Source organism: Variovorax sp. 20P10.2.4, assembly GCF_058244205.1.
Map to the genome: position 1 here is coordinate 1 of NZ_JBZAYE010000259.1, position 9,687 is coordinate 9,687.

At 68.2% G+C, this 9,687-nt stretch carries 11 protein-coding genes, 3 tRNA genes and 1 pseudogene; 14 read left to right on the forward strand and 1 reads right to left on the reverse strand.

Translation table 11 applies throughout. The features are described from left to right. Together AC27VN_RS22320 and gph are read left to right on the forward strand one after the other, a co-directional pair. Positions 1–418 (forward strand): annotated as a pseudogene (locus tag AC27VN_RS22320) (hypothetical protein); the annotation flags it as partial. A 55-nt stretch (positions 419–473) separates the two neighbouring features. Continuing rightward, positions 474–1,202 carry a phosphoglycolate phosphatase gene (gene gph, locus AC27VN_RS22325; protein WP_490877932.1) on the forward strand — a complete coding sequence of 243 codons (729 nt, stop codon included), beginning with the start codon at positions 474–476 and terminating at the stop codon, positions 1,200–1,202. A gap of 14 nt (positions 1,203–1,216) precedes the next feature. On the opposite strand, the gene AC27VN_RS22330 is transcribed toward gph, so the two are convergent. Further along, complete coding sequence (locus AC27VN_RS22330; protein WP_490877938.1) at positions 1,217–1,795, reverse strand: chalcone isomerase family protein; 579 nt, start codon at positions 1,793–1,795, stop codon at positions 1,217–1,219. A gap of 393 nt (positions 1,796–2,188) precedes the next feature. Between AC27VN_RS22330 and trpE the strand changes: the two genes are divergently transcribed. The 12 genes from trpE to AC27VN_RS22390 form a co-directional block, all read left to right on the forward strand. Further along, positions 2,189–3,691 (forward strand): anthranilate synthase component I, encoded by a 1,503-nt coding sequence (gene trpE / locus AC27VN_RS22335; protein WP_093350901.1) that lies wholly within the window; start codon positions 2,189–2,191, stop codon positions 3,689–3,691. Then, entirely contained in the window at positions 3,688–4,080 is a 393-nt protein-coding gene (locus tag AC27VN_RS22340; protein ID WP_209542402.1) for a GxxExxY protein, read from the forward strand. The genes trpE and AC27VN_RS22340 overlap by 4 nt, the downstream gene beginning before the upstream one ends. Continuing rightward, positions 4,077–4,661 carry an anthranilate synthase component II gene (locus tag AC27VN_RS22345; protein ID WP_490877933.1) on the forward strand — a complete coding sequence of 195 codons (585 nt, stop codon included), beginning with the start codon at positions 4,077–4,079 and terminating at the stop codon, positions 4,659–4,661. The genes AC27VN_RS22340 and AC27VN_RS22345 overlap by 4 nt, the downstream gene beginning before the upstream one ends. Before the next feature lie 4 nt (positions 4,662–4,665). Further along, positions 4,666–5,724: a low-specificity L-threonine aldolase gene (gene ltaE / locus AC27VN_RS22350; RefSeq protein WP_490877934.1), complete on the forward strand. Its 1,059-nt coding sequence runs from the start codon at positions 4,666–4,668 to the stop codon at positions 5,722–5,724. 27 nt (positions 5,725–5,751) lie between these two features. After that, positions 5,752–6,411 (forward strand): LysE family translocator, encoded by a 660-nt coding sequence (locus tag AC27VN_RS22355; RefSeq protein ID WP_490877935.1) that lies wholly within the window; start codon positions 5,752–5,754, stop codon positions 6,409–6,411. A 21-nt stretch (positions 6,412–6,432) separates the two neighbouring features. Further along, positions 6,433–7,455 (forward strand): anthranilate phosphoribosyltransferase, encoded by a 1,023-nt coding sequence (trpD, locus tag AC27VN_RS22360; RefSeq protein WP_203204166.1) that lies wholly within the window; start codon positions 6,433–6,435, stop codon positions 7,453–7,455. Between the two features lie 29 nt (positions 7,456–7,484). Further along, the gene (trpC, locus tag AC27VN_RS22365) at positions 7,485–8,285 is read left to right on the forward strand and encodes an indole-3-glycerol phosphate synthase TrpC (RefSeq protein WP_490877936.1); all 801 of its coding nucleotides are present in this window, start codon (positions 7,485–7,487) and stop codon (positions 8,283–8,285) included. 61 nt (positions 8,286–8,346) lie between these two features. After that, on the forward strand, positions 8,347–9,054 hold the full coding sequence (locus AC27VN_RS22370; protein WP_490877937.1) for a uracil-DNA glycosylase: 708 nt from the start codon (positions 8,347–8,349) through the stop codon (positions 9,052–9,054). 110 nt (positions 9,055–9,164) lie between these two features. Then, a tRNA-Tyr gene (locus AC27VN_RS22375) sits at positions 9,165–9,250 on the forward strand. Positions 9,251–9,315: 65 nt separating this feature from the next. Continuing rightward, positions 9,316–9,389: transfer RNA gene (locus AC27VN_RS22380), tRNA-Gly, on the forward strand. Positions 9,390–9,420: 31 nt separating this feature from the next. Next, a tRNA-Thr gene (locus tag AC27VN_RS22385) sits at positions 9,421–9,495 on the forward strand. 78 nt (positions 9,496–9,573) lie between these two features. After that, on the forward strand, positions 9,574–9,687 hold a 114-nt coding region (locus AC27VN_RS22390; protein ID WP_296781557.1), incomplete at its 3' end, for a GTP-binding protein.

Consider the following 9,687-nt stretch of genomic DNA (forward strand, 5'->3'; position numbering starts at 1 on the left):
CGGCGAGGACATCGAGGCGGCCGTGCGCGACTCGGACATCGTCTGCCTCGCGAGCCACAGCGCCCAGCCCGTGATCCGCCCCGAGTGGCTCAAGCCCGGCGCCCACGTGACCTCGGTCGGCTACCACCCGCCGGCGGGCGAACTGCCGGTGGCGCTCGCGCGCGAGGCGCGCCTGTTCGTGGAGACGCTCGATGCCTTCGAGCCCGTGCCCGTGGGTTGCGCCGAGCTCGCGGGCTGCGACCGCCGGCGCGCGACCACGCTCGGCGAGGTCGTGCTCGGCAGCGCACCGAGCCGGCGCGATGCGCGCGAGATCACGGTCTACAAGGCCATGGGCATCGCGATGGAGGACATGGTGGCGGCCAACCTGGTCCATGCGGCCGCGCTGCGCGAAGGCGGCGGTGCGGCGATGGCGTGGTGAGCCACGTCGTCCGACAGCGGGGCTCTGTAAAGTCGCGGGCAGTCTTCGCAACGCCATGAGCCTTTCTTCCTTGAACTCCATCGATTTCGACCTCACCCGCTTCGACGCCGCCATCGTCGACCTCGACGGCACCACCATCGACACGCTCGGCGATTTCGCCGTGGCCCTGAACCGCATGCTCGAGGACCTCGGTCTCGTCACGCTGCCGCGCGAGCGCATCGAACTGATGATCGGCAAGGGCTCGGAGCACCTGATCCTGTCGGCACTGCAGTACGTGGCCGCGGCGGACGGTGCCGACGCACCCGCCGCCCTGGCGCGCGCGCAGGCGCAGTTCGACCGCGGCTGGGAGCGCTACCAGCACCACTACCTCGCGATCAACGGCCAGCATGCGGCGGTGTATCCGGGCGTGGTCGAGGGGCTGCAGGCGCTGCGCGACCGGGGGCTGAAGCTGGCCTGCCTCACGAACAAGCCGACGGCCTTCGCGCAGCCGCTGCTGGCCCAGAAGGGGCTCGATGGCTTCTTCGACCTCGTGTTCGGCGGCGATGCCTTCGAGCGCAAGAAGCCCGATCCGCTGCCGCTGTTGAAGACCTGCGAGGCGCTGGGCACGCAGCCCGCGCGCACGCTGATGATCGGCGACTCGAGCAACGACGCGCGTGCCGCGCGCGCGGCCGGCTGCCCGGTGGTGCTGGTCAGCTACGGCTACAACCACGGCGAGCCGGTGCGCGCGGTCGATGCCGATGGCTTCGTCGATTCGCTGGCCGAACTGGCGGCGCCGCGCGCCTGAGGCGGTGGCGGCGCTCAGGACGGCTTGCCGAGCAGCGCGTCCTTGAGCTTCCAGTCGGCCGGGCTCGGGCCGAGCCAGATGCGCAGCAGCGCGTTGAAGAAGGCGGGTTCCTTCACGGGATCGGGCTGCGGCACGCCGCGCACCGTGATCAGCGTGCCGGTGCCGGGCAGCCAGTCGATGGTGAAGGTGTCGCCGGTCTTGAGCTGCTTCTGGTCGGCGAACATCTGGCCCATGCGCAGCAGGCCGGGGATCAACTGGCCCATCTCGCTCTTGGGCGAGTTGTCCTCCACGCCCTTGATGAAGAGCTTGCCGAGCTCGTTGGCATCGATGTCGCGCAGCATGGTGATCGCCACGCGCTTCGGGCCGGGCACGGCCAGCGCCTCCTCGGTGGTCGCGGCCTTGCGGCCCATGTAGAGGCCGGCCGTGTAGACCTTGAGGATGGCCTTGTAGCGCACGCCGGCGCCATTGAGCTGCAGCGGCGTGCCGCGCAGCTCGAGGCTGTCCTCGAGCTTGACGCCCGCGACCTCGACCGGGGCGGCGCGCACCGGCGCGGCGATGGCCAGCGCCGCCGCGAGACCGGCCAGCAGGAACAGGCGCGCGAGCGCCGGTGACACGAGCGGAAGTGCGGTCGAGCGTGCGGACAAGGCGGCCTCCTCTGGAATTTGCGAACGGTCGTGCGAATGTATCTTTTCGTTTTATCGCCCCGGCTCCGGACGAACCCTGAAGCGCGGGTTTGCGCGCGGCCCCGCTCTCGTGGGCTAAACTCCGGCCCTCATGTTCGTTCATCACATCCATCAGACAGGTGAAGGCAGCCGGGGAGCCTGGCCCTGGCGTACGCCATCGACGCTGCCTGTTTGATTGCACGGCGCACGCCGTGCGCCCGAGGTTCCGGATCGCCCCGACGCCGAACCAACCCCCTCTGTTTGTGAATGAGACCGCTCCCGGCCGATGAAAGCGCGCCGGGCCGGCTTTCCGGAGAACGACACGTGATCACCGAACTCGAATTCAAGAGCCTCAGCGCCCAGGGCTACAACCGCATCCCGCTGATGGCCGAGGCCTTCGCCGACCTCGAAACCCCCCTGTCCCTGTACCTCAAGCTGGCCCATTCGCAAGGCGGCGGCAAGCACAGCTTCCTGCTCGAATCGGTCGTGGGCGGCGAGCGCTTCGGCCGCTACAGCTTCATCGGCCTGCCGGCGCGCACCCTGCTGCGCGCCAGCGGCTTCGGTGCCGAGGCCGTCACCGAGGTCGTCACCGACGGCCAGGTGGTCGAGACCGCCGCGGGCAATCCGCTCGACTTCGTGGCGCAGTACCAGAAGCGCTTCAAGGTCGCGCTGCGGCCCGGGTTGCCGCGCTTCTGCGGCGGGCTGGCCGGCTACTTCGGCTACGACACCGTGCGCCACATCGAGCGCAAGCTCGAGAAGAGCTGTCCGCCCGACACGCTGGGCTGCCCCGACATCCTGCTGCTGCAGTGCGAGGAACTGGCGGTCATCGACAACCTCTCGGGCAAGCTCTACCTGATCGTCTACGCCGATCCGAAGCAGCCCGAGGCCTATGCCAACGCCAAGCGCCGGCTGCGCGAGCTCAAGGAGAAGCTCAAGTACTCGGTGAGCGCGCCGATCGTGAAGCCCACGCAGCCGCATCCGGCCGAGCGCAGCTTCGCCAAGGCCGACTACCTCGCGGCGGTGGAGCGCGCCAAGGAGATGATCGCCGCCGGCGACTTCATGCAGGTGCAGGTGGGCCAGCGCATCAGCAAGCGCTACACCGAGTCGCCGCTGTCGCTGTACCGCGCGCTGCGCTCGCTCAACCCCTCGCCCTACATGTACTACTACCACCTGGGCGACTTCCACGTGGTGGGCGCCTCGCCCGAGATCCTGGTGCGCCAGGAGCACACGGGCGAGGGCGAGCAGAAGATCACCATCCGCCCGCTGGCCGGCACGCGCCCGCGCGGCGCCTCGCTCGAGCTCGACAAGGCGGCCGAGGTCGAGCTGATCAACGATCCGAAGGAACGCGCCGAGCACGTGATGCTGATCGACCTCGCGCGCAACGACATCGGCCGCATCGCCAAGACCGGCACGGTGAAGGTGACGGAAGCCTTCGCGGTGGAGCGCTACAGCCACGTGATGCACATCGTGAGCAACGTCGAGGGCACGCTGAAGGACGGCATGACCGCCATCGACGTGCTCAAGGCCACCTTCCCGGCCGGCACGCTGACCGGCGCCCCCAAGGTGCATGCGATGGAGCTGATCGACCAGCTCGAGCCCACCAAGCGCGGCCTGTACGGCGGCGCCTGCGGCTACATCAGCTACGCGGGCGACATGGACGTCGCGATCGCGATCCGCACCGGCATCGTGAAGGACCAGGTGCTGCACGTGCAGGCCGCGGCCGGCGTGGTGGCCGATTCGGTGCCCGAGCTCGAGTGGAAGGAAACCGAAGCCAAGGCGCGCGCGCTGCTGCGCGCCGCCGAACTGGTCGAGGAAGGCCTGGAATGAGCAACGCACCCGATATCCAGAACGATTTCTCGCACGAGATCATCGGCGCCGCCGTCGAGGTGCAGCGCGTGCTCGGCACGGGGCTCGACGAGCGCGCCTATGCCGCGGCGCTGGCGATCGAGCTCGCCGAGCGCGAGATCGGTTTCGCGCGCGACGTGCCGCTGTCGGCCAGCTACAAGGGCCGCTCGCTCGGCGAGGTCTATCGCGCGGGCTTCGTGATCGAGCAGTCGGTCATCGTCGAACTCAAGGCGGTCGACGCGCTGACCGACCTGCATCGCGCGCAGGTGCTCGCCGCGCTGCGCCTGTCGGGCCTCAAGCTGGGCCTCCTGATCAACTTCAACGTGTTCCCCGTCGTCAAGGGCGTGCACCGGATTGTGAGCAAGCCATGAAACTGCTGATGATCGACAACTACGATTCGTTCACCTACAACATCGTCCAGTACTTCGGCGAGCTGGGTGCCGACGTGCGGGTGCATCGCAACGACGAGATCACGGTCGCGCAGATCGGCGAGCTGATCGCCTCGGGCGTGACGCGGCTGGTGGTGTCGCCCGGGCCGTGTTCGCCGGCGGAAGCGGGCGTGTCGGTGGCGGCCATCGAGGCCTTCGCGGGCAAGCTGCCCATTCTCGGCGTGTGCCTCGGCCACCAGGCCATCGGCGCGGCCTTCGGCGGCAGGATCGTGCGCGCGCAGCAGCTCATGCACGGCAAGACCAGCGAGATCACGACCACGCAGGAGGGCGTGTTCGCGGGGCTGCCGAAGACCTTCGTCGTCAACCGCTACCACTCGCTGTCGATCGAGCGCGCGAGCTGCCCCGAGGCACTGGCCGTCACGGCCTGGACCGACGACGGCGAGATCATGGGCGTGCGGCACACCGGATACGCGCACGACGTGCGCATCGAAGGCGTGCAGTTCCACCCCGAATCGATACTCACCGAGCACGGCCACGCCATGCTCAAGAACTTCCTGGATTGAAGCCATGACCGACCGCACCGCCATCGTCGACCTGCGCAGCGACACCGTCACGCAACCCACGCCGGCGATGCGCGACGCCATGATGGCGGCGCCGCTGGGCGACGACGTCTTCGGCACCGACCCGAGCGTGAATGCGCTGCAGGAGAAGATCGCCGCGCTGCTGGGCTTCGAGGCGGCGCTGTTCGTGCCGACCGGCACGCAGAGCAACCTGAGCGCGATCCTCGCGCACTGCGGTCGCGGCGACGAGTACATCGTCGGCCAGATGGCGCACTGCTACCGCTGGGAAGGCGGCGGCGCGGCGGTGTTCGGCAGCGTGCAGCCGCAGCCGCTGGACCACGCGGCCGACGGCACGTTGCCGCTCGCGCAGATCGAGGCGGCGATCAAGCCCGACGACGCGCACTTCGCGCGCACTCGGCTGCTGGCGCTCGAGAACACGCTGGGCGGCAAGCTGCTGCCCTTCGACTACGTGCAGGCGGCGACCGAACTGGCCGCGCGCCACGGGCTGCAGCGGCACCTGGACGGCGCGCGGCTCTTCAACGCGGCGACCGCGCAGGCGGCGCAGAACGGAAGCACCGACGCGCGCGCCGAGGCGCGCCGCATCGCGCAGTGCTTCGACAGCGTGTCGGTGTGCTTCAGCAAGGGCCTGGGCGCGCCGATCGGCTCGGCGCTGGTCGGTTCGCGCGACTTCATCGCGCGCGCCCACCGCATCCGCAAGATGGCGGGCGGCGGCATGCGCCAGGCCGGGCTGCTCGCGGCCGCGGCCGCGCATGCGCTCGAGCACCACGTCGACCGGCTGACCGATGACCATGCGCTGGCGCTGCGCCTCGCGCAGGGGCTCGCGGGCATCGAGGGGCTGAAGCTCGAGATGCCGCACACCAACATCGTCTTCGTCGACCTCGAGGGCGAGGCCAAGGCGCGCTCGGCGGGGCTGATCGAGAGCCTCGAACGGCAGGGCATCCTGGCCACGGGCCTGTACCGGCTGCGCTTCGTGACGCACCTCGATGTCGATGCCGCCGGCGTCGACCGCGCGGTGGCCGCGATCCGGGCCTACTTCGCCGCCTGATCCGTCGTTCGAGGAGAGGAGAACGCCATGCCCGATCTTCCCCATCTGCTGGCCTTCATCGCCGCCGGCTGGCTGCTGAACCTGACGCCGGGGCCCGACGTGCTCTACGTGGTCACCCACTCGCTGCGTTCGGGCGTGCGCGCCGGCATCGTCGCCGGGCTCGGCATCACCGCCGGCTGCTTCGTCCACATCTTCGCGGCGGCCATCGGCGTCGGCACGCTGATGGCGACCTCGGCCGCGGCCTTCACGGTGCTCAAGTACATCGGCGCGGCCTACCTGCTGTACCTGGGCGTGCGCATGGTGCTGTCGCGCGCACCGGCACCGACCGACCTCGGCAAGGCCGCGGCAGCCGGCGCGGAACGCAGCCTCAAGGCGATCTTCCTCGGCGGCTTCTGGACCAATGTGCTCAACCCCAAGGTGGCGCTGTTCTTCCTGGCCTTCGTGCCGCAGTTCATCGCGCCCGGGGCCGACCACAAGGCGCTGTACTTCGTGCTGCTCGGCGTGCTGTTCAACCTCAACGCGATCCCCGTTAACGTGGGCTGGGCGCTGGCGGCGGGCTGGATGGCGCGCCGCGGCGCCGTGCAGAAGGGCATGCACTGGCTCGACCGCGCCGCCGGCGTTCTTTTCATCGGCTTCGGCCTCAAGCTCGCGTTCACCGACGCCCCCGCGGCGCGCATCGGCCGCTGATTCATCCCGAGGAGACTTTCCATGATCACCCCCCAGGAAGCGCTGCAGCGCACCATCGAGCACCGCGAAGTCTTCCACGACGAGATGCTGCACATCGTGCGGCTCATCATGAGCGGCGAGTGCTCGCCCGTGATGATGGCCGCGCTGATCACCGGGCTGCGCGTGAAGAAGGAAACCATCGGCGAGATCACCGCCGCCGCGCAGGTGATGCGCGAGGTGTCGACCAAGGTGGCGGTGGCCGACACCACGAACCTGGTCGACATCGTCGGCACCGGCGGCGACGGTTCGCACACCTTCAACATCTCGACCTGCTCGATGTTCGTCGCGGCCGCGGCCGGCGCCAAGGTCAGCAAGCATGGCGGGCGCAGCGTGTCGAGCAAGTCGGGCAGCGCCGACGTGCTGGAGTCACTGGGCGTCAACATCAATCTCAAGCCCGAGCAGATCGCGCGCTCGATCGAACAGTCGGGCATCGGCTTCATGTTCGCGCCGAACCACCATCCGGCGATGAAGAACGTGGCGCCGGTGCGCAAGGAACTCGGCATCAAGACCATCTTCAACATCCTGGGCCCGCTGACCAACCCGGCCGGTGCGCCCAACATCCTGATGGGCGTGTTCCATCCCGACCTGGTGGGCATCCAGGTGCGCGCGCTGCAGCGCCTGGGCACCGAGCATGCGATGGTGGTCTACGGCCGCGACGGCATGGACGAGATCTCGCTGGGCGCGGCCACGCTGGTGGGCGAGCTCAAGAACGGCGAGATCAGCGAGTACGAGCTGCACCCCGAGGACTTCGGCTTCCAGATGTCGAGCAACCGCGCGCTGCGCGTGGAGACGCCCGAACAGTCGAAGGCGATGCTGCTCGGCGTGCTCGACAATCAGGCCGGCCCGGCGCTCGACATCGTGCTGCTCAACGCCGGCGCGGCGCTGTACGCGGCCAACGTGGTCGATTCGGTGGCCGCGGGCGTGACGCGTTCGCGCGAGGCCATCGCCTCGGGCGCCGCCAAGGCCAAGCTCGCCGAGCTGGTGCGGGTCACCACCTCGGTCTGAGCCAGGAATCCAGGAGCAAGAGAGAAGCCATGTCCGACATCCTCGACAAGATCGTTGCCGTCAAGCACCAGGAAGTGGCCGCCGCGAAGCAGCGCAGCCCGCTGGAGGCGGTTCGCTTCGACGCCGAAAGCCGCGTGCTGACGCGCGATTTCGAAGGCGCGCTGCGCGCCAGGATCGCGGCCGGCCAGGCCGCCGTGATCGCCGAAGTCAAGAAGGCCAGCCCGAGCAAGGGCGTGCTGCGCGCCGATTTCATTCCGGCCGACATCGCGCAGAGCTATGCCGAAGGCGACGGCAAGATCAGCGCGGCCTGCCTCTCGGTGCTGACCGACAAGCAGTTCTTCCAGGGCGGCATCGACTACCTGAAGCAGGCACGTGCCTCGTGCGAGCTGCCGGTGCTGCGCAAGGACTTCATCGTCGACGCCTACCAGGTGTACGAATCGCGCGCGATCGGCGCCGACGCGATCCTGCTGATCGCCGCCTGCCTCGACGACGCGCAGATGAAGGATTTCGAAGCCATCGCGCACGGCCTGGGCATGGCGGTGCTGGTCGAGGTGCACGACGCGGCCGAGCTCGAGCGCGCGCTGCGCCTCAAGACCCCGCTGGTGGGCGTCAACAACCGCAACCTGCGCAATTTCGAGGTCTCGATCCAGGCCACCATCGGCCTGTTGCCGGGCCTGCCGAAGGAGCGCCTCGCGGTGACCGAATCGGGCATCGCCACGCGCGAGGACGTCGCCACGCTGCGCGCCGCGGGCGTGCATGCCTTCCTGGTCGGCGAGGCCTTCATGCGCGCCGAGGAACCTGGCGAAGCCCTCGCGGCGTTGTTCCAATGAGCGCCGCGCCGGGCCGCCCCAAGCAAGCTCGCACCGCAGTGCGCAGCACGGAGGTGTTCTCATGAGCCGCGCGGATCAGCTGTCGAGCAGCGATCCTGCCGACTGGCCGGTGGCGCCGGGCTGGCAGCCGCTGGTCGATGGCTTCTTCGGCGGTGCCGTGGGGCAGAAGCTGCAGGCCTTCCTGCGCGAACGGCTCGACGCGGGCACGGTGATCTTCCCGCCGCAGCCGCTGCGCGCGCTGGAGCTCACGCCGCCCGAGGACGTGCGCGTCGTGATCCTGGGCCAGGACCCGTACCACGGGCGCGGCCAGGCCGAGGGGCTGGCCTTCTCCGTGGCGCCTGGCGTGGCGTTGCCGCCCTCGCTGCGCAACATCTTCAAGGAGCTCCAGCGCGACCTCGGCACGCCGCCGCCACCGTTCCCGAACCCGGGCGGCAGCCTGGTGAAGTGGGCGACGCATGGCGTGCTGCTGCTCAACACCTGCCTCACGGTCGAGGAGGCCCAGCCGGCCAGCCATTCGGGTCGTGGCTGGGAGGTGCTCACGGACGCCGTGATCCGTCATGTTTCCGATGGCGCGAAGCCTGTTGTTTTCATGCTATGGGGCTCGCACGCCCAGAGTAAGCGTGCGTTGATCGACGTTGGCCGCCATAAGGTGCTGATGTCGAATCATCCCTCGCCACTTTCGGCGTTGCGACCGCCTGTGCCGTTCATCGGGTGCGGGCATTTCGGCCAAGCACGTGCCTGGCGCGAGGAGCACCAGAAGGGGGCCTGAAAATTCGCGGATAATCGCCCGCAGTTCATTCCTCGAACGGTTTCCCTCGCTCCTTTTGGTGCTCGGGTTTCTGCATAGTCACAAAACCGTGCTATATTTCGAGGTTCGCCGGAGAGGTGGCCGAGTGGTTAATGGCAGCAGACTGTAAATCTGCCCTCTAACGAGTACGCTGGTTCGAATCCAGCCCTCTCCACCAGCGATGAATTTGGTTTCTAAGAGCGATTGGATCTAGCGCTTTGGGTGCCTTGAAGTGCCCCCGATGCGGGAGTAGTTCAATGGTAGAACCCCAGCCTTCCAAGCTGATGACGCGGGTTCGATTCCCGTCTCCCGCTCCAGAGACCGAGTTTGATGCAGGTTTAGGCAAAAGCCCTTTTGGCTCAGTGGTAGAGCACTCCCTTGGTAAGGGAGAGGTCGCGGGTCCGATTCCCGCAAAGGGCACCAGTTTTTCCCAGGGGTTGCAAGAGCAGCGTTGCGACCTTATCTGCGTACGTTGATATCGTTTTTTTTCGGAGTCGAAAAATGGCAAAAGGTAAATTCACCCGCACGAAGCCGCACGTGAACGTGGGCACGATCGGTCACGTTGACCATGGCAAGACGACGCTGACGGCTGCGATCGCGACGGTGCTGTCGTCA